Source organism: Geminocystis sp., from assembly GCF_041753295.1.
In the GTDB taxonomy this organism is placed as follows: Bacteria; Cyanobacteriota; Cyanobacteriia; order Cyanobacteriales; family Cyanobacteriaceae; genus Geminocystis.
Window position 1 is genome coordinate 1 of sequence record NZ_JBGSUU010000047.1, and the last position, 20388, is coordinate 20388.

Annotated in this window: 20 protein-coding genes; 13 read left to right on the plus strand and 7 right to left on the minus strand. The window is 32.2% G+C overall.

Annotated features, from left to right (window positions below; genetic code table 11):
* Positions 1–193 precede the first annotated feature (193 nt).
* On the minus strand, positions 194–991 hold the full coding sequence (locus ACEW8E_RS04610) for a PD-(D/E)XK nuclease family protein (protein WP_373479168.1): 798 nt from the start codon (positions 989–991) through the stop codon (positions 194–196).
* A 157-nt stretch (positions 992–1148) separates the two neighbouring features.
* Here ACEW8E_RS04610 and ACEW8E_RS04615 point away from each other — a divergent pair, with 157 nt between their 5' ends.
* Positions 1149–1850, plus strand: a complete 702-nt coding sequence (locus tag ACEW8E_RS04615) for a response regulator transcription factor (RefSeq protein ID WP_373479169.1) — start codon at positions 1149–1151, stop codon at positions 1848–1850.
* Between the two features lie 68 nt (positions 1851–1918).
* Here ACEW8E_RS04615 and ispD read toward each other — a convergent pair whose 3' ends face one another.
* Positions 1919–2590: a 2-C-methyl-D-erythritol 4-phosphate cytidylyltransferase gene (gene ispD / locus ACEW8E_RS04620; protein WP_373479170.1), complete on the minus strand. Its 672-nt coding sequence runs from the start codon at positions 2588–2590 to the stop codon at positions 1919–1921.
* 74 nt (positions 2591–2664) lie between these two features.
* Between ispD and bioF the strand changes: the two genes are divergently transcribed.
* Positions 2665–3825 (plus strand): 8-amino-7-oxononanoate synthase, encoded by a 1161-nt coding sequence (bioF, locus tag ACEW8E_RS04625; protein WP_373479171.1) that lies wholly within the window; start codon positions 2665–2667, stop codon positions 3823–3825.
* Positions 3826–3877: 52 nt separating this feature from the next.
* Here the strand turns inward: bioF and ACEW8E_RS04630 are convergent, their stop codons facing one another.
* Positions 3878–4348 carry a DUF4079 domain-containing protein gene (locus ACEW8E_RS04630; RefSeq protein WP_373479172.1) on the minus strand — a complete coding sequence of 157 codons (471 nt, stop codon included), beginning with the start codon at positions 4346–4348 and terminating at the stop codon, positions 3878–3880.
* A gap of 180 nt (positions 4349–4528) precedes the next feature.
* Between ACEW8E_RS04630 and ACEW8E_RS04635 the strand changes: the two genes are divergently transcribed.
* The 8 genes from ACEW8E_RS04635 to ACEW8E_RS04670 all read left to right on the plus strand — a co-directional run bounded on the left by ACEW8E_RS04635 (position 4529) and on the right by ACEW8E_RS04670 (position 11981).
* Entirely contained in the window at positions 4529–5215 is a 687-nt protein-coding gene (locus tag ACEW8E_RS04635; protein ID WP_373479173.1) for an ATP-dependent Clp protease proteolytic subunit, read from the plus strand.
* Between the two features lie 76 nt (positions 5216–5291).
* Positions 5292–5891, plus strand: a complete 600-nt coding sequence (locus ACEW8E_RS04640) for an ATP-dependent Clp protease proteolytic subunit (protein ID WP_373479174.1) — start codon at positions 5292–5294, stop codon at positions 5889–5891.
* Positions 5892–5941: 50 nt separating this feature from the next.
* Positions 5942–6514, plus strand: coding sequence for a Uma2 family endonuclease (locus tag ACEW8E_RS04645; protein WP_373479175.1), 573 nt, complete (start codon positions 5942–5944; stop codon positions 6512–6514).
* 35 nt (positions 6515–6549) lie between these two features.
* On the plus strand, positions 6550–7281 hold the full coding sequence (gene lipB / locus ACEW8E_RS04650; RefSeq protein ID WP_373479176.1) for a lipoyl(octanoyl) transferase LipB: 732 nt from the start codon (positions 6550–6552) through the stop codon (positions 7279–7281).
* Between the two features lie 43 nt (positions 7282–7324).
* Positions 7325–8257 carry a UDP-glucuronic acid decarboxylase family protein gene (locus ACEW8E_RS04655; RefSeq protein ID WP_373479177.1) on the plus strand — a complete coding sequence of 311 codons (933 nt, stop codon included), beginning with the start codon at positions 7325–7327 and terminating at the stop codon, positions 8255–8257.
* 86 nt (positions 8258–8343) lie between these two features.
* On the plus strand, positions 8344–9723 hold the full coding sequence (locus ACEW8E_RS04660; RefSeq protein WP_373479178.1) for a UDP-glucose/GDP-mannose dehydrogenase family protein: 1380 nt from the start codon (positions 8344–8346) through the stop codon (positions 9721–9723).
* 135 nt (positions 9724–9858) lie between these two features.
* The gene (locus ACEW8E_RS04665; protein ID WP_373479179.1) at positions 9859–10758 is read left to right on the plus strand and encodes an amino acid ABC transporter substrate-binding protein; all 900 of its coding nucleotides are present in this window, start codon (positions 9859–9861) and stop codon (positions 10756–10758) included.
* Positions 10759–10799: 41 nt separating this feature from the next.
* Positions 10800–11981 carry an aldo/keto reductase gene (locus ACEW8E_RS04670; RefSeq protein ID WP_373479202.1) on the plus strand — a complete coding sequence of 394 codons (1182 nt, stop codon included), beginning with the start codon at positions 10800–10802 and terminating at the stop codon, positions 11979–11981.
* A gap of 16 nt (positions 11982–11997) precedes the next feature.
* Here the strand turns inward: ACEW8E_RS04670 and ACEW8E_RS04675 are convergent, their stop codons facing one another.
* A complete protein-coding gene (locus ACEW8E_RS04675) occupies positions 11998–12441 on the minus strand; it encodes an ABA4-like family protein (protein ID WP_373479180.1) in 444 nt (147 codons plus the stop codon).
* Positions 12442–12613: 172 nt separating this feature from the next.
* Here ACEW8E_RS04675 and ACEW8E_RS04680 point away from each other — a divergent pair, with 172 nt between their 5' ends.
* A complete protein-coding gene (locus ACEW8E_RS04680; protein WP_373479181.1) occupies positions 12614–13810 on the plus strand; it encodes an efflux RND transporter periplasmic adaptor subunit in 1197 nt (398 codons plus the stop codon).
* A 75-nt stretch (positions 13811–13885) separates the two neighbouring features.
* Positions 13886–14326: an EVE domain-containing protein gene (locus ACEW8E_RS04685; RefSeq protein ID WP_373479182.1), complete on the plus strand. Its 441-nt coding sequence runs from the start codon at positions 13886–13888 to the stop codon at positions 14324–14326.
* 54 nt (positions 14327–14380) lie between these two features.
* Here ACEW8E_RS04685 and ACEW8E_RS04690 read toward each other — a convergent pair whose 3' ends face one another.
* Both ACEW8E_RS04690 and ACEW8E_RS04695 read right to left on the minus strand, forming a co-directional pair.
* The gene (locus tag ACEW8E_RS04690) at positions 14381–14587 is read right to left on the minus strand and encodes a hypothetical protein (RefSeq protein ID WP_373479183.1); all 207 of its coding nucleotides are present in this window, start codon (positions 14585–14587) and stop codon (positions 14381–14383) included.
* Between the two features lie 686 nt (positions 14588–15273).
* The gene (locus ACEW8E_RS04695; RefSeq protein ID WP_373479184.1) at positions 15274–16020 is read right to left on the minus strand and encodes an alpha/beta fold hydrolase; all 747 of its coding nucleotides are present in this window, start codon (positions 16018–16020) and stop codon (positions 15274–15276) included.
* Positions 16021–16160: 140 nt separating this feature from the next.
* Here ACEW8E_RS04695 and ACEW8E_RS04700 point away from each other — a divergent pair, with 140 nt between their 5' ends.
* The gene (locus ACEW8E_RS04700) at positions 16161–17480 is read left to right on the plus strand and encodes an ABC transporter substrate-binding protein (RefSeq protein ID WP_373479185.1); all 1320 of its coding nucleotides are present in this window, start codon (positions 16161–16163) and stop codon (positions 17478–17480) included.
* A gap of 246 nt (positions 17481–17726) precedes the next feature.
* On the opposite strand, the gene ACEW8E_RS04705 is transcribed toward ACEW8E_RS04700, so the two are convergent.
* On the minus strand, positions 17727–20354 hold the full coding sequence (locus ACEW8E_RS04705; RefSeq protein WP_373479186.1) for a chloride channel protein: 2628 nt from the start codon (positions 20352–20354) through the stop codon (positions 17727–17729).
* Positions 20355–20388: the final 34 nt, after the last annotated feature.

The following is a 20388-nucleotide window of genomic DNA, read 5'->3' on the forward strand; positions in this document are numbered from 1 at the left end:
CCTGCTATTAATCCAAGATGATCTAAATTTTTGATAGTGATTTGTTGTGTCATTTATCAAGAAAAAACTGATAATTAAATAATCAAAATTATTTTAACTAATCTTGTGAGAAATTTTTTGTTTCCTAGGATGAAAGTAATATGACAATCTGTAAGTTTACATTATTAAATAATGTTTTTTTTGTGTATCTATTTTAGTATTCTATTGAAATATGCGGAATGTAGGTTATACTGTTGATTTGTTGTAAAGAATAGGGAATTTGATGATCTAAATCAGGGTTTTTTATTAAAGTTAGAAATTCATTTTTATAAGGACAATCGTGACAGTTATTGTGATGAGAAAAATCTATGTTATTATTAATATATTCGTCAGTTAAATTTTCAAGTTTTTCTAAAATTTTTATTAAATCCTGTTTCGTTTTTTCGTGTTTTTTTTTGTTATATTTTATCGTAAATGTTTCAATTTTATTCGGTAGTTTTATAAACCAATAAGTAAAGGAAATTTGATGGGGTTTATAGTTTAGTTTCTCTGCTAATATGTAGAGATATAATCTTGTTTGCCAATCATTAATTAATTTATTTTTATCTTTAGGTGCTGAGTAAGTTTTCCAATCAAAAATAGAAACTTTACTAGGATAAAACATTATTAAATCATATACTGCTGTAAAACAATAATTATTGAAATTATAATTTAGTTGATATTCAATTTTTTTGTCTAAAATATCTGGAGAAGTTAATATATCTTTAGTTGCAGTAATTAAACTATTAACTGAGTTTTTAAATTCTTCGTGTTCTATTAATATATTTGCTATCGGTAAACCTAAATTATATTGTTGTATAAATAAGTGAAATAATTTACCCCGTTGTGTTGTTTCTTCTTGTGCTAAATTAAGAGGTGATTTTAATTGTTGTACATAACTTTTTTGAAATTGTGGAGGACAAGTTTCTAATAAGTTTAAATGGTTTTGGGATAAATGCCAATAAGTTGTCATAGATTAATATAATAAAAATTGGATAACAAACTATAGCAATCTACAATAATTTGTGAAGGATAAATAGTTAAGATCTCTACAAATTTTACAACTCACATAGTATGATTACTATATTAAAATAATTATAAACTTTTACTTTAATTTATTATTAATCTTTATGTTAGAAGTGGAAAAAGAAAAAATATTGTTAGTTGATGATGAACCGGGTATTAGAGAATCGGTACAAGCATATTTAGACTATAACGAAAATTGGCAAGTTGATGTAGCTAGTAATGTAAAAGAAGCATGGGAGAAGTTGCAAAAAGAAACCCCTGATTTAATTATTTCTGATATTATGATGCCTGAAGTTAACGGATTACAATTTTTAACACAATTGAAAGAAGATGTCCGTTTTAATAATATTCCTGTAGTTTTTTTGACAGCTAAAGGAATGACTGGCGATCGCATAGAGGGATACACAGCAGGATGTGATGGATATTTGCCGAAACCTTTTGATGCAGATGAGTTAGAAGCGATGGTGAGAAATTTACTAGAGAAAAAAAGAAAAGAAAAAGATAATATTGGTAATAATACTCAGTTAAATGAGTTGGTAAAAGATTTAAAGGATATTAAAGAAAAACTAGAAAATAGTAATAAGTTTACCATAACCGAATCACCAATTCCCATTGATTTAACACCAAGAGAGCAAAGTGTGTTAGATTTAGTAGCCCAAGGTTTAATGAATAAGGAAATTGCGAAAACCTTAGAAACTAGCGTAAGAAATGTAGAAAAATATGTTAGTCGTCTTTTTAGTAAAACTGGTACAAATAGTCGCACTGAATTAGTTAGATTTGCTTTAAAACACGGTTTAACAGATTAAAGTCTATCTTTTTTTTTAGAATAACAAATAGGAAAATAGATATTGGAGAATTTAAGTTAATAAAATGATTATTTTAAAATAAATTCAGCGATAGTTAAATCAATAGGAGTAGTTACTTTAAGATTTGTTTCTTCACCATTGACTATTTGTACAGGAAAACCACATTTTTCGAGTAATGCGGCATCGTCGGTAACTTCCCAACCTAAATTAAGTCCTTTTTGATGACATTCTTTCAATAATTTTACATCAAAACCTTGAGGAGTTTGTGCTGCCCATAAATTCTCTCTTGGAGGAGTATCTTTGACGATTAAATTCGAGTTAACTACTTTGATGGTATCTTTAACAGGAATAGCCGCTATTAATGCTTGAGAGTGTAACAAAGTTTCGGCACAACGATTAAATAAATCAGGAGTGGCTAAACATCGAGCGCCATCATGAATTAAAACTTTTTCGGCGGTTGGAGGTAAGGCTTGTAAACCGTTATAAACTGATTGTTGTCGAGTATCTCCACCTTGAATTAATTTTACTGGTTTTGACGGGTTAATGTGGGCGATAATGTCAGTAAATAAAGGAAAATCGTAACTTTGTCCGATAATACCAATCCATTTGATACTTTTTGCCTCATTAGCGGCTTTTAATGTCCATGATAATAAGGGTTTTTCTTTGAGTTTGAGTAATAATTTATTCTGATTACTTCCCATTCTTTTTCCCATTCCTGCTGCTGGAATTAATAAATACATAATCTTAGTTGATAGTTTATATTTGGTTGTGATGTTTAAAAAATCTCTGTTTAATTATTAATTATTCGTTGCTTATGTCTCTTTCTCAATATTTATCTAAATCATTAGATACCATAAAACGGGCTAATTGGTATCGTCAAGAAAAAACCATTACCGGGTTATGCGGTGCAATAATTGATTTAGAAGGGGAAAAATTAGTTAACTTTGCAAGTAATGATTATCTCGGATTGGCTTGTGATAAACGTTTAATGAATGCTGCTATCCAAGCTATACAAGAATTTGGTACTGGTGCTACAGGCTCAAGATTAGTAAGTGGACATCGTCAGTTACATGAAAATTTAGAAAATGCGATCGCATCATGGAAAAACACTGAAAAAGCCTTAGTATTTAGTTCAGGTTATACGGCTAATATAGGGGTAATTGCCTCTTTAGTCAATCAAAAAGATTTAATTTTTTCTGACGAATATAATCATTCTAGCTTGAAAAATGGAGCAAAATTAAGTCAAGCTCAGATAATAGAATATAAACATTGCAATTGTGCTGAATTAGAGGAAAAATTAGTCAAAAATCGTCATAATTATCGTCATTGTTTGATTATTACCGATACTGTTTTTAGTATGGATGGTGATTTATGCCCTTTACCTGAAATGATGGCGATCGCCAATAAATATGATTGTTGGTTACTGATAGATGAAGCACACGCTACGGGAGTGATGGGCAAAACTGGGGGGGGATGTTTAGAGCATTTTGAGGTAAAAGGAGAGAATATTATTGAAATAGGGACATTAAGCAAAGCCATGGGAAGTTTAGGGGGTTATGTGGCAGGTAGCGAAGTTTTAATCAATTTTTTGAAGAATCGTTGTCAGACATGGATTTATACTACGGGTTTATCCCCAGCCGATGCTGGAGCAGCATTAAAAGCCATTGAGATAATACAAGAAGAACCCCAGAGACGACGACAACTATGGGAGAATATAAAATTATTAAAACAGGAGCTAAATTCGTTTAAAATGAGCTTTATGCCGTCAGAATCAGCTATTATATGTTTAAAGTCAAAAAATGCTGAAGATGCAGTTAAATTCAGCTTAAAACTCAAAGAGAACGGTTTTTTTGTTCCTGCTATTCGTCCTCCCACAGTGCCAACGAGTCGTCTTCGTTTTTCTGTCATGGCAACCCACAAACCAGAAGATTTTAGAAGATTAAAAACAATACTAGATAGCTATCAAAATCTTTGAAAAATTAACAATATGATATTTTGGGGAAATTTTTTCAGCAAACAAAGAATAACTATAATTTACTGATAATGCGTTGTAGAATTTCAATGCCTGTAAATGCTTGCCACCCGAAAACTAAAAGCATACTCATATTAATACCAACATGAGTAAATCTAGCGAAAGCGTTACCTTTCTGCATATAAGGTACTAAAGAAGCAGAAATTACAACCATTGCCATCATAACTAAACCAGCTAAGAGGTGAGGACCAACGAATAATTTACCATTATTAATATAAGTAACTGTCATACCGCCGATAGTACCTAAAACTACCAAAGCCATAAAAAGTGAGCCTACTTGATGATGACGCTGGATAAAATTACCTTTAATTAATTCTTTTCTAACTTCTTTATCGGCTTGACGAGTGCGTTTTACTTTGATGCCTAAATATAAAGCATAAATGGCGGTGGCAAATAACACCCACATTAGAATAGGATGTCCGAATTGTGACCATGTTTTAATAGTTTGGGGAATCTCAAAATTCATTGTTGATAGACCTTTTTAGTTTAAACTTAAGATTATTTCATATAAATTAACATAGCATTAACAGGGAAATTTAGTTAACACTGATTGAGGAAGTAGAATCATCCGTAAATGTACATAGTAACGAGATTATGTAACAATCAAAATAAGTATTAATTAAGCTCAGTTAGGACTAAAAAGAACATGAATTCACCAATTCAAGCTGTAAGTGCGCCCTATCGAGGAGATGCTTATTATCGCACCCCACCTCCTGATTTACCATCTTTGTTGTTAAAAGAAAGAATTGTTTATTTAGGATTGCCATTAGTATCCCCTGACGAGTATAAAGATCAATTAGGGATAGATGTAACGGAATTAATTATTGCACAACTATTATTTTTGCAATTTGATGATCCAGAGAAACCAATTTATCTGTATATTAACTCTACAGGTACATCATGGTATGGAGGAGATTCCATTGGTTTTGAAACAGAAGCCTTTGCTATTTGTGACACCATTAGTTATATCAAGCCTCCTGTACATACTATCTGTTTAGGTCAAGCAATGGGTACAGCAGCGATGATTTTAGCATCAGGCTCAAAAGGCTGTCGAGCAAGTCTTCCCCATGCTAGTATTATTCTCCATCAAGCTAGACAAGGAGCGCAAGGACAAGCTACGGATATTCAAATTCGGGCAAAAGAAGTCATTGTCAATAAAAGAGTAATGCTTAATATTCTTGCTGATAAGACAGGGCAACCCGTCCAGAAAATAGAGAAAGATACAGATCGGATGTTCTATATGAATCCCCAACAAGCCAAAGAATATGGCATTATTGATAGAGTTTTAGAAAGCAGTAAAGATTTACCTGTACCTTTAGCCGCTATTAGCTAACAATTAAATATTTACTTTGTTAACTAACTTCCAACTCACACACTATTAACCTTAACAAAATCAAGACATAAAAAATATGCCTATTGGAGTACCTAGAGTTCCATATCAAGCACCCGGACAACCTTACAGCGACTGGGTAAATATTTATGATCGCCTTTACCGTGAGCGCATTATCTTTTTAGGTAGGGGGGTTAATGATAGTTTAGCCAACCAAATTATTGCGGTGATGTTATATCTCGACTCCGAAGACAATAATAAACCGATTTACCTTTATATTAACTCACCCGGTGGTTCGGTAACAGCAGGATTAGCCATTTATGACACCATGCAACATATAAAATCGGAAGTTGTGACTATTTGTGTAGGTTTAGCTGCTTCTATGGGTGCATTTTTATTAACGGCAGGTGCAAAGGGTAAACGTTTAGCCTTACCTCATTCTCGCATTATGATACATCAACCATCAGGGGGAGTTCAAGGAAGAACACAAGCCACTGATATTGAAATCGAAGCGAAGGAAATCCTACGCCTTAAAGATGAGTTAAATGGTATGATGGCTTTTCACACTGGGCAAACTATCGAAAAAATTGCTAAAGATACCGATAGAGATTATTTCATGTCTGCTCAAGAAGCCCTTGAATACGGTTTAATCGATAAAGTCATCGAGGATAGAGTTTAATCAATTAGTAATAAAAGTCCCCAAACTTGGGGATTTAGGGGCAAAATAATATGGATACAGTAATTTTAAACTTAGAAAATGTCGGCATCACTGATGATCAATTTTATAGTTTATGTCAAGTAAATCCTCATTGGAATTTAGAAATAAATAAACAAGGAGAATTAATAATTATGCCTCCCATTGGTGGATTAAGCGGAAAAAGAGAAGCTGATTTAATCAGTTTATTATGGTTATGGAATAATGACAAGAAATTAGGTATTGTTTTTAGCTCATCTACTATTTTTTGCTTACAAAATGGTGCTAAACGATCGCCAGATGTCGCTTATATTAAACTAGAAAATTGGCAAAAATTAACATTGCCGCAACAAGAAAAATTTCCCCCTATTTGTCCTGATTTTGTCATAGAATTACGCTCTAAAACTGACTCTTTAAAACCTTTACAAGAAAAGATGAAAGAATATTTAGAAAGTGGTTTACAACTAGGTTGGTTAATCAATCCTCAAAAACAAGAAGTAGAAATTTATCGCCCTAATCAAACCACAGAAATAGTCTTTTTACCTGCTATTTTATCAGGAGAAAATATCTTACCTGAATTTACCCTAAATTTACCTATTTATAACTAAATTTTCAAGAGATAACATTCCCAAATTGAGGGAAAATGAAACCAAAAATTATCAATAAAACCAAACATAATAAAATCGCTAATTCTCGTGTAATTGAAGTAGAAGATTTAGGATTAGTACCTTATAAAATTGCTTGGGAATATCAACAAAAATTAGTCAAAGAAAGACTTAAAAATCCCGAATTACCTGATAAATTATTATTAGTTGAACATCCCACTGTTTATACTTTAGGCACAGGCTCAACTCTGGATAACCTCAAATTTGACCTAAATAACTTTTCAGGGGAAATATATCGGACAGAAAGAGGCGGAGAAGTAACATTTCACTGTGACGGACAAATAGTAGTTTATCCCATTTTAAATTTATATTATTATCAACAAGATTTGCACTGGTATTTGAGGCAATTAGAAGAAGTAATTATCCAATTATTAGCACAATATGATGTAAAAGGTCAAAGAATCAATGGCTTAACAGGAGTCTGGGTTAATGATGAAAAAATCGCCGCTATTGGTATTAAAGTTAAACGCTGGATTACTATGCACGGCTTCGCTTTGAATGTTTGTTGCGACTTATCTGGTTTTGATCAAATTATTCCTTGCGGTATCAAAAATAAATTTGTGACGAGATTATCCCATTATGATCCAGATGTTAATATCTTAGAAGTTAAAGAAGAATTAGTCAAGACCTTTTTTCAAGTTTTTTCTGTGGTGACTTTAAAGACACAAGAATCTTCATCAGAAAAAAAAGTTGCTCAAAGTGACCAATAAAGGTTAATTTATAGATTAATTTTAGATTATTAGATCAAGTTATATGAGAATTTTAGTTACAGGGGGTGCTGGATTTGTAGGATCTCATCTTGTTGATCGTCTTATGAATCAAGGGCATGAAGTATTATGTTTAGATAATTTTTATACTGGTAATAAAACTAATATAGAGCAATGGTTTAACAATTCTCGTTTTGAGTTAATTCGCCATGATATTACAGAACCCATCAGATTAGAAGTAGATCAAATTTATCATTTAGCTTGTCCTGCATCTCCTATTCATTACCAGTTTAATCCCGTAAAAACTACAAAAGTAAATGTAATTGGAACATTAAATATGCTAGGTTTAGCTAAACGAGTCAAAGCTAGATTCTTATTAGCTTCTACTTCTGAAGTCTATGGAGATCCTGATGTACATCCTCAACCCGAAGAATATCGAGGAAACGTTAATTGTATCGGCATTCGTAGTTGTTATGATGAAGGAAAACGAGTTGCGGAAACCCTTGCTTTTGACTATTATCGTGAACATAAAGTAGAAATTAGAGTAGCCCGAATTTTTAACACCTATGGCGCTCGAATGTTGGAAAATGATGGTAGAGTTGTTAGTAATTTTGTCGCCCAAGCCCTTAGAGGCATTCCTTTAACGATATATGGTGATGGCTCACAAACTCGTAGTTTTTGCTATGTTTCTGACTTAGTTGAAGGGTTGATGCGTCTGATGAATAACGATTATGTTGGACCTGTAAACTTGGGAAATCCGGGAGAATATACTATTTTACAATTAGCACAAACTATCCAAGAAATGGTTAATCCTGATGCTGAATTGATATACAAACCATTACCTGAAGATGATCCTAAACAACGTCAACCTGATATTACTAAAGCAAAACATTATTTAGATTGGCAACCAACTATTCCTTTGGTGGAAGGTTTAAAACTCACCATTGATGATTTTCGTCGTCGCATTGAAAGTAATTAAAATTTTGTATGAATTATGGTATTCACCCAAGGAATTAAGTAATAGGTTTTGGGTAAAAAGATTATTAATTTATTAAGGAGAAAATTATGCGTGTTTGTGTCATTGGCACAGGATATGTCGGTTTAGTTACGGGTGTATGTTTAGCTCATATTGGTCATGATGTGATTTGTGTGGATAATAATGAAGAGAAGGTTAAACTCATGAAACAAGGGCAATCTCCTATTTATGAGCCGGGGTTATCAGAGTTGATGCACTCTTGTATGAAAACTAATAAGTTAAGTTTTACTACGGATTTAGGGGCTGGGGTTAATCATGGTGAAATTTTATATATTGCTGTAGGCACTCCTCCTTTACCGACAGGGGAAAGTGATACTCGTTATGTGGAAGCCGTTGCAAGGGGTATTGGTAATAATCTTCAGGAGGAATATAAAGTAATTGTTAATAAGTCAACTGTACCTATTGGTTCTGGGGATTGGGTACGGATGATCGTGTTAGATGGTTTCAAGGAACGACAAGCCCAAACTTTAGGGGAAGGTTTTGTGATGTCGGCAGAAAGTACACCTGTTTTTGATGTGGTGAGTAATCCTGAATTTTTGCGGGAAGGTTGTGCTGTTTATGATACCTTTAATCCAGATCGTATTGTCTTAGGTAGTAGTAGTGAAAAGGCGATCGCCATGATGAAGGAATTATATGAGCCTTTAGTAGATCATAGTTTTTCCTATGATAGTACTTTACCACCAGTTCCTGTGGTTGTCACAGATTTAAGTTCAGCAGAAATGATTAAATATGCCGCTAACGCTTTTCTTGCCACTAAAATTAGTTTTATCAATGAAGTAGCGAATATTTGTGATCGAGTAGGGGCAGATGTGACTCAAGTAGCTCAAGGAATTGGTTTAGATTCTCGTATCGGGAGTAAATTTTTACAAGCTGGTATCGGTTGGGGAGGTTCATGTTTTCCCAAAGATGTGTCAGCATTGATTCATACTGCCCATGATTATGGTTATGAAACGGAATTGATGAATGCCGCAGTTAAAGTTAATGAGCGTCAAAGAGTAATCGTTATCGAAAAATTACAACATGAGTTAAAAATTCTCAAAGGAAAAGTAGTTGGTTTACTGGGATTAACCTTTAAGCCTGATACCGATGATATGCGTGACGCACCTGCTTTAAACATTATTCAAGAATTGAATCGTCTTGGTGCTAAAGTGAAAGCCTATGATCCTATCGTATCTCAAAGTGGTTTAAGTCATGGACTTTCAGGGGTGATTATCGAAAGTAATGTGGAAATGTTAGCGGATGGTTGTGACGCTTTAGTATTAGTCACCGATTGGCAAGAATTTTTAAAACTCGATTTAGCCAAAATTAAAAAATTGATGAAAAACCCTTTAATCATTGATGGGCGTAATTTTCTTCCTCGTCACGCTATAGTAGAAGCTGGTTTTCACTATGTTGGTATTGGGCATTAACAATGAATAATTAATAATGAATAATTAATAATGAATAATTAATAATTAATAATTAATAATTAATAATTAATAATTAATAATGAACAATTTTACTCCCATTTTAAAACCCTAATTAATTTTTATATTTTAAAAACTATGTTTAAAAAAATAATTTCCCTAGGATTATCATTTTCTATTATTTTTGGGTTACAAATTCCTGTTTTTGCGGGGGAAGTTTTAAATCAAATTAAAGCAACGGGAATTATAAAAGCTGGTTATCGTGAAGATACGCCTCCTTTTGCTTTTGCTGATAATCAAGGAAAACCTATTGGTTACTCTTTAGATATATTAGAGTTAATTAGGGCGCAAACGGAAAAACAGTTAGGAAAACCCATTAAGTTAGAATTGGTAAAAATTGATCCTAGTAATCGTTTTCAAAAAATAAAAGATGGTACTATTGCCATTGAATGTGGCTCAACAACGGTAACATGGGAAAGAGAAAAAATAGTGGACTTTTCTACAAGTTATTTCGCAAGTGGTACACAAATGATTGTAAATAAAGGTAGTGGTTTTGCTAATAATAATTCTCTTAGTGGTGCAAAAATTGCGGTAATTCCTAATACCACTAATGAAAAAGCCATGAAAATGTTTGCGAAAGGTGCTAATCTAATGGCGGTTAAAAGTGAAGAAGAAGGTTGGCAAAAACTCAAACAAGGAGAAATAGACGGTTTTGCTGGAGATGGTATTTTACTACAGGCATTGAAAAAACAAAGTAATAACCCAGAAAAATATGAGATTGTGCCTGAATTTCCTTATATGATTGAATCTTATGCTTGTACACTGCCTCAAGATGAATCTCAGTGGCGAGATATAGTTAATTATAGTATCGTAGAGTTTATGCAAGGAGTTGTTACAGATACTCCTAGCGCTGTTAAAATTTATGAACGTTGGTTTGGTGAAAATGGAAATACTCCCTATCCTATTGAAACTATGGCAGACTATTTTCAAGGCATTGCTAACGGTTATGAATGGATTTTAATTCAAGAAAGATATTAACAGAATTAGGTATCAATTATTACTGACTGATAAATATTATGATGCAATATCGCCGATTTGGTAAAACGGAATTACAAATGCCAGTATTTTCTTGCGGAGGAATGCGTTATCAATATAAATGGCAAGATTTACCGTTAAAAGACATTCCCCCAGATAATCAAGAGAATTTAGAAGCAACTATCAGAAAAAGTGTTGAATTAGGTATTAATCACATTGAAACGGCTAGATTTTATGGTACATCAGAAATTCAACTAGGGCAAATTTTACCTAAATTTCCTAGAGACAAATTAATTATTCAAACTAAAATATCTCCCGAAGAAGATAGTCAGATATTTCGAGCCAATTTTGATAAATCTTTGAGTTATTTAAACCTTGATTATGTTGATTTATTAGGTTTACATGGTATTAATACCCCTGAATTATTTGATGCTAGTATGAGATCTGGCGGTTGTTTAGATGAAGCGAAAAAGTTACAAAAAGAGGGAAAAGTCAGATTTATCGGTTTTTCTACCCATGCGCCAACGGATTTAATTATTAAAACCATCCAAACTAATGAGTTTGACTATATCAATTTACATTGGTATTGGATTTATCAAAATAATTGGGAGGCAATTTTAGAGGCTAATCGTCATGATATGGGTGTTTTTATTATTAGTCCGTCAAATAAAGGCGGAATGCTGTATCAATCACCACCAAAGTTAGCTAATCTCTGTCAACCTCTTTCTCCTTTAGTTTTTAATAATTTATTCTGTTTGTCTCGCCCAGAAGTACATACTTTAAGTATTGGCGCTCAAAAACCAACGGATTTTGATGAACATTTAAACACTTTACCGTTACTTGGACAAGGGAAAGAATTATTACCCCCCATTATTCACCGTCTCGAAAATGAAGCTAAAGAAGTTTTAGGGGAAGAATGGTTAAATACATGGCAAACAGGCTTACCTCACCATGAAAAAACTCCGGGTAATATTAACATTCCGATGATTTTATGGTTACGAAATTTAGCCTTAGTTTATGATTTAGTAGAATATGGCAAAATGCGTTATAACCTTTTAGGTAATGGTGGCCATTGGTTTCCCGGACAAAAAGCTGATAAATTGGCAGATTTTGACTTAACTAATTGTTTAGTAAATAGTCCTTATAAAGAGATAATACCACAACTTTTAGCTGAAGCAGAATCTCTTTTAGGGGGTGAAGAAGTTAAACGTTTATCTCAAAGTTAGATTTTTAAAGATAATACTAAGTTAATTGAGTCTCATTTTTACTCATAAATTTAGTTTGAATTGTTCTAGTTATTATATGAGATAAAAAGCCCATAGGTCCAGCAAATAAACATAAAATTAAAGAGTGTATTGTCCAAATTTTCTCATTTTGTCCTTGCCAATAAATATATCTTCCCAAAAATAAGTCTAATACTAAAAAGTGAACCCAACCAGCAAAAGTAACTACGGGCTCACTAAATACCTTTGCTAAATCTAATAATTGCGGATTTGATAAAGTAGCTATAGATTCAGGATTTAAGCTGATAATGAATAGATAAATATATAAAAAAATCAATGGTACAAATATTAGGTAAGATTTCATTATTTTTTGTGTAATGCTCCAATTTGGAAGAAAAATTATTAATGCCCAAAATGGAAGTACAAAAATATTTGCAATATTAAATAGTAAGTTTAAGTCCATAATCTTCGTTTTAATTCCCAGTATAAATATTCCCATGATACAATAAAACAAAGATTTTTATTACTAAAATTTTATCTATTTAATTAATCTCAAAAAAGTTATGATTTTCATAAATCCATTAGGCAAATTTACCTGTTTATTACTATTATCATTACCATTAACGGGGTGTTTCATGGAATCAAAAACCGAAGCACAGCCAGAACAACTACAAAAAACCCTCACTCCTTCAATTCCCGCAGTTGATGTGGTTAAAGTTACCACTGGTTTTTTAACTCCTTCACGGGAATATATTGGTACAAGTGAACCTCTTAAACAAGTTATTTTACGTTCTCAAACGGAAGGGCAAATATTGAATTTAACGGTAGATGTTGGCGATCGCATCAAAGAAGGTCAAATGATCGTGCAACTAGATGATACCCTTTTAAAAGCATCATTATACAAAGCGCAAGCAGAATTGATTTCTCTTAATTCGGCGGTAACTGAAGCCGAAGCGGAAGTAATTTCTGTCCAAGCACAAGTGAAATCAGCTATGGTACTTTTAACACAAGCAGAAGTTGATGCTAATAGATTAGAAGAATTATACAATGACGGGGCGATCGCCAAAAGAGACGTAGAATTAGCCATAACCGAAGCGCAAACAGCAAAACAGACAGTAAAATCCGTAGAATCTCAAGTAAAAGTAAAACAAGCTGCCGTAGAAACCGCAAAAGGAAGAATAAAGAGTCAAAAAGCCATCATAGAAGAAGAGAAAAAAAGACTTACTTATACTCAAATAAAAGCACCAAGTAACGGTTATGTATTAGAAAAATTAACAGAAGAAGGAAACTTAATTCAACCGGGAGGAGAAATAATTAAAATAGGAGATTTTAGCCAAATAAAAATAGCCGTTGCCGTATCAGAATTAGAGTTAGAAAATTTAAAATTAGGTGCAACGGTTGAGGTGAATTTAGATGCTTTTCCTCAACAAAAATTTACAGGTATAATTAATAGAATATCACCAGCTGCTGACAGCAATTCTAGGCAAATTCCCGTAGAAATTTTGTTAAGTAATCAAGATCAAAAAATTAGTAGTGGTTTGTTAGCGAGAATAAAATTTAGTAAGGAAGATAATCCGCCTATTCTTATCCCTGAAACTGCCTTAAAAATAGGTACAAAAAATGATGATGAATTATCTAATACGGTATTTATTTTAGATGATAAAAACAGTGATTTAAAAGTAATAACAAGGCAAGTAACTTTAGGTAAAAATAAAAATGGTAAAATAGAAGTATTGAGAGGATTAAATACTCAAGATCCTTTAATTGTAAGAAGTAGTGGCAATTTAAAAAATGGACAAACAGTAAAACTAAGTGCCATTTCTATCCAATAAATTATGTTATTTATATAGTAAAATAAGTCTTAATAAAAGTAATTTGATATAAAAATATGTTCTGGAATTATTATTATGAAATACTGGTTAATGAAATCTGAACCGCAAGTATATAGTATTGAAGATTTAAAAAGAGAAAATACAACAATTTGGGATGGCATAAGAAATTATCAAGCCAGAAATTTTTTAAAACAAATGGAATTAGGAGATTTAGCCTTTTTTTATCACTCAAATTGTAAAAATATCGGTATTATTGGGTTAATGGAAGTAATAGAAACAAACATAATTGATCCTACTCAATTTGATAAAAATAGCCCTTATTTTGATGTCAAATCTACTATCAATAATCCCCGTTGGCAAACAGTAAAAGTTCAATTTAAGCAAAAATTTCCCGAAATAATCTCATTAAATACCTTAAAAGAAAGATTTTCTGAAGATGAATTTTTATTAGTAAAAAAAGGTAATCGTTTATCTGTAATGCCAGTACCAGAAAACCTAATAAATTTAATTATCTAAGCTAATTTCTATTGAAATAACTATTTTTTTATCTTTAAAATAATAACAAAATATTTACTTGTGTACTTCTAATATTTGACCCACCATCGCCATGGACATTATATCATCTCGAATTTTACCTTGTAAGGTGACTTTTAAGCCATCTTGGCGGAGATTTTCCGAAGGTTGATATAACTCGTAAGTCTCGCCACTTTCACTCACCAATGTCCATACACCAACACCAATATCTTGATATTTAATAATGCCTGTTACTTTGATCATTTATTTGTAAAAATTGTAGAGAATATACAAATTATAGCTGATCATAACAATAACAGTAGCCCTAGATTGACCCGTTTTTTTTACTTCCTATCCTAGTTAAAAATGCTTGAAGTTGCACTAAATTGACTTAACTTAGTTCCCTTACTTCCTGCTTCGCTATATCTTAGGAAATTCAAAACTTGATACTGACTACTGTTATTGATGTTATTCACGAAAACGTAACCTAAACTTACCGTTAACAGCTTATTTAACCTCCATTAATTCACTTTTTTCCTTACCTAAACTGAGACTTTATAGAGTTGCACTGAACGTTAAACAATCTTTAGAATGTGGTTCAGTTCCATCGCTCCCTTTTTACTTTGTTTAGGAAATATGAAACAGAAAATTAACTGCTGTTTCGGTCATCGAAAGACAGATATTGCGTATCTTTTTCAGCCTTTTCACCTCACTTTTAAAATTAGGATTTATACCAGCTGTTTGGTCTATCGAAAGAAGCCTTTAACTTGCTTCTATATTTATAAGATAACAAGGTTTTTTGTAAAAGGGAAGGTAAATTTACAAAACTTTATATTCTAATTAATTTTTAAAAAATAAAATCAAAAAAAGTAGCTCTAATTATCAAGAAAAATCTCTGAATCCCTTACTATAAAAGAAAAAAATAAATATTTATTCCTAAAATTTAATTGTTAAGATTCTGTTATAATTTTGCATAAATCAACATTTTTTTCCAATAAACAACAATGACCACTATGAGTAAGAATACTTATTTTTGCCTGAGAAAAAATACTTTTTAATCTTGTTGCTTCTTCTACCGAAGGTAATAATTTATCTTCTCCTCCTGCAATAATTAGAACTTCTTTTTCATATTGTTTTAATTTGTGTTGATTTATAGCAAATTTTTCTAACAAATTTATGCGCCATGAGACAATATTTGGAGGTAATAAAGTCATTACGTTGAGTAATCGTTGACGTTCTTTCATCGTTAAGGCTTCTATTTTTGCTAAAAAAGGTAATAATAATAAGGTTGAATTTCGATAAATAAAATCTGGCATGATTTGTGTAATATAAGTACCAAAATTTAACCAAGGGCGTTGATGGAATGACGAAGCTGGGTTAACTAAAATTACTTTTGTGAAGAAATTAGGCATTTTTTCCATTAATTTTAGTGCTAAACAACCGCCAAAAGATTCACCACATAGATAAATTTCTCTGTTATTATTAAGTTTTAATTGTTGTTGAATTAAAGTAATTAATTGTTGAGTTAATTCTTGCCATTCGATACCATAATGAGGGGGAATTGCTAAACAACGGACATCAAAATTTTGCCAAATTTGAGTTTGACTTTTAAGAAGTTTACCACTGCCATCCATGCCGGGTAAATAGATAAAAAGCGGATTAGTGGTATTTATGGTTTTAGTAGGTAAAAATATCAAGAGATTAATAAATTTCAAATAAGTTTGTTATCCTTCTATTTTATCGAGTATAGTTACTCTTGGATAAATAACATTAGTGAAATTTGGAGTTTTTTTTCTTTTAATAGTAGAATATAATAGTAAAAAATATTATTGTAATTATGTTTTCTGGCTTTTCTTTATTTTATCGCCGTCAATTTTTTGTTAAGTCTATTAGTTTTATTTGTATTGTTAGTTTGCTATTTATTAGTGGTTGTCAAAATAGTGGTTTAAATTCTGACTCTTCAACTAATAATGATGTGATTAAAATTACTTTTTGGCATGGTATTAATCCTCCTGAAAATAGAGAAATTTTTAACGAATTATTAACTCAATTTAATGCAGAAAATCCGAAGATAAAAGTTGAGGCTTTATATGTCGGGCAACCCGATGAACAATTACCGAAAATTATCGCTGCAGTAGCTGGAAATCAACCTCCTGATGTGCTTTGGTATGTACCGCAATTAACAGGTAAATTAGTAGAATTACAAGCCTTAAAACCTTTACAAGAATGGTGGAATAATTCAGAAATAAAAGCAGAAATTGATCCTGCTATGTTGCCTACAATGGAGTTAGATAATAATATTTATTCTGTGCCTTTTGCCACTAATAATGCCGCTATGTTTTATCGCCCTAGTTTATTTGAAAAAGCGGGAATAAAAGATACTCCAAAAACTTGGGATGAGTTTAGAGAAGTTGCTAAAAAATTGACTATTGATACTAATAATGATGGTAAAATTGATCAAAATGGTGCTTTATTTTCATCAGGAAAAGGTGAATTTACTGTATTTGTATGGTTGCCTTTTATTTTCAGTGCTAATGGTGAAATAATCCAAAATAATCAAGTTAATTTAGTTAGTGAAGGAACAGAAAAAGCCTTACAATTAGGAGTAGATTTAGTTAAAGAAAAAAGTGCTATTTTATCTGCACCAGATCGAGGTTATGAGTTAGATAATTTTATTAATGGTAAAGTTGCAATGCAAGTTACTGGCCCTTGGACTTTAGCACAATTAAAACAATCTGGCATTGATTATAATGTTTTTCCCATACCTATTATTAATCAAAGTGCGGCAGTTTTAGGAGGAGAAAATCTATTTGTTTTTAAAACTAATCCCCAACGAGAAGAAGCTACTTTAAAATTTTTAGAGTTTATTTTAAGTAAAGAATTTCAAACTCAATGGGCATTAAAAACTGGTTATTTACCTATTAATATTCAAGCTCAACAAAGTTCTGAATATCAAAAATTTATTCAAGAAAATCCTGTTATTCAAGTATTTTTAGATCAGATGAAAGTAGCTAAATCTCGTCCTATAGTTGCTGATTATCCAGCTATTTCCGAAAACTTAGGACGGGCAATCGAATCTTCTTTATTAGGGGAAAAAACACCTAAACAAGCCTTAGTAGAATCTCAAAAAAGACTAGATTTATCAATAACAAAATAAGAAATTAAATAATTATTTTTATATACTTTTTTTTACGTTATCTAATCTTGAATTAAAACTGGTGACTATTAAATATTTTTAGTTATATAAATATCTATTTGACAATTTTTTATCTAAAATATAATGTTATTAGTAAGACTATTTATTTAAAAATTAAACCTAATTAAACTTTAATCTGCGGTATGTGCATTGAATTGAGGTATTCCTTGTGTTCAAATTGGTAACTTTTATCAATGAAATTCTTTTCTATTCAAAAGAAGGAAGACGAATAATAATTACTGTTGTATCTAGTTTAGATGTTATAGATTCAGGTATATTGCCATACCACGCTTGTTTTAATAAACTATCACGAGATGCTCCTAAAATGACTAACTCAGATTTTTGTATTTCCGCTAATTGAATAATAGCTGATACCACAGAATTTGAACAAACAGTTAATGATTGTACTTCGGTATTGAGTAAATTTTGCAATTTTTTCGTAGTTGCTAAAAGTAGTTCACTATCAAAGTTTTTTGCCTCTGGCGGATAGACTTTTGTTAGCCAAACTGGAGGTAATTTTCCTTCTTTATAAATATCTAAAAAAGCAGGTAATAATTTTAAACCTTCTTCTGCATTTGGACCTCCAGCAGTAGGTATTAAACAACTACCAATAGGGTTTATATTATAAGGATAAAACTGCTTATTTTTACCTAGTCTAATTAAAATTAATTCACAAGTTGCCTTATTAATTAAACTGTCAATTAATTGGGAAAAGACGAATTCTTGTCCATAAAAATTCTGTTTCCATCCCATCACTAATAAGTTAATGTGTCGTTGTTTGAGGATGTCTAAAATTATTTGACTGCGATAATGTCCTACTACTATGCTTGTATGTACAGATATTTTCGCTTTCCTGCCCATTGTCTCTAAATTTTGCATGAGATGACGAGCATTTTTTTTATCCACTTTAACGGTACTGGGATTTTGATGTTTAGCTACTTTTATCACCTGTACAAATTCTATCTCATATTGATAATAACGAGCAATGGATAGAGCTATTTTTGATAAGGCTTTAAAATCGTCATCTTCTTCTATTGGCACTAATATACGTCCTTTTCCTGTGGCTGGTGAACGGGTTTTATAAATAGTGTAAGCTGGTTGAGATTTCGTCAAGACATCGGCTTTTAACTCATTGACTTCTACTCGAATAATATCAGTACGAGTGATAATTCCCACTAAACGATTATCGTGTAAAACGGGTAAACGGGATAATTGATAACGATTAAGAAGATATAACACATCACTGAGAGGAACATTTTTTTTGACGGTGATAGGATTTCTTGTCATAATCTCATCAATGGTAATCTCTGGATTAAAAGTCTCTGCTTTGACTAAATCTGATTGAGTAATAATACCCACAATGTCACCATTTTCGACAACAGGAAAACCTCGATGATGAGATGTCGTCATCAATTCCAATAATTCCGATATGGATAAATTAGGAGTAACGGTTTCTACCTGAGATTCCATCACATCAGCAGCAGTTAAATGAGTTAAAAAATTGTTTTGAGTATTGTTATCTTCCTTTTCTAATTCAATGCCCATACTGCGCAATAAATGTTGATATACTGAGCCATTTTCAAAGGTTTCGGCACTAATATAAGCCACCGCACAAGTAATCATCAAAGGTAATACTAAATTAAAATTAGCATTCAACTCGAATACAATCATAATGGCAGTAATGGGAACTCTGACAACTCCTGTAAATAATGCCCCCATACCCACTAAAGCAAAAGTTGAAATCCTTTCACCACCTGAAATATAGCCTTCAAAATCTCCCACTAAATAACCTAAAGCTGAGCCCATAATCAATGCTGGGGCAAATAATCCTCCCGGTGCGCCAGATCCTGCCGCTAGAATTGTTAAGATATAATGGGCTAAAAATGCTAAAGCGGTTTGTTGCCAACTTAATTCTCCACGAATCACAAAATCTTTTAATCCGGCGTTATCCCGAAAAAAAGGCGGTAAAAAGGCGATAATTAAGCCAGAAATTAACCCAGCTACCCCAATACGCACAGATAAGGGTATTTTTAGTTTATCATTCCATTTAACACTGAATAAGACACTACGGTTAAAAATTGCTCCTAAAATTCCTGCGAGAATACCTAACAGTAGATAAAAAGGAATATCAGAGGGAGAAAAAGTAAGATTCTCAATGGATATAATACTTTCAGGTAAGTTTAAGTTAGGAGATTGTAAAATTAATGACACCACCGCGCCAGTAAATGAGGCGACAATAGCTGTTTCAAGGGTTAAGTTAGAAATATCTCTCATCAACTCTTCTACCACAAACATCACCCCAGCGATGGGGGTATTAAACCCTGCAGCTAATCCTGCAGCCGCTCCTGCTGCTATCATTTGTCTTCGATGTTCGGGAGAAGTCGGTACAAAACGGGTTAATTCCCCCGCTAAAGCCGCTCCTATATGGACAGTTGGCGCTCTGCGCCCTAAAGTTAAACCAGAGCCTAAAACCAGAATTGTGCCTATAATCTTAACTACCGCTACTCGTAAAGATAGGGGTATTTTGTATCTAGCTAAGGCGGCTTTTACTTGAGGAATGCCTCCTCCTGCTGCCGTTGGGGATACATTTTCTACTAAAAACCCAGCTAATCCTCCAAAAATTAAGCCAAATAATGGTAAGATAGCGATCGCACTCCAACGATCAACTAATTGTAAGCGATAACTACCTAATAAATTAATACCTTGTTTTAATAAAAGTGCTGCTAATGCCGAGAAAATACCGATTAAACAAGCTTCTATTAAAGCATAACGAGTGGAAATAGCTCGTTTTCCAAAATGTTGAGATTTTAACCAATTTCGCCATTTATTAATCATTTTAAGACAAAATATAATTAATTATTAACTATTA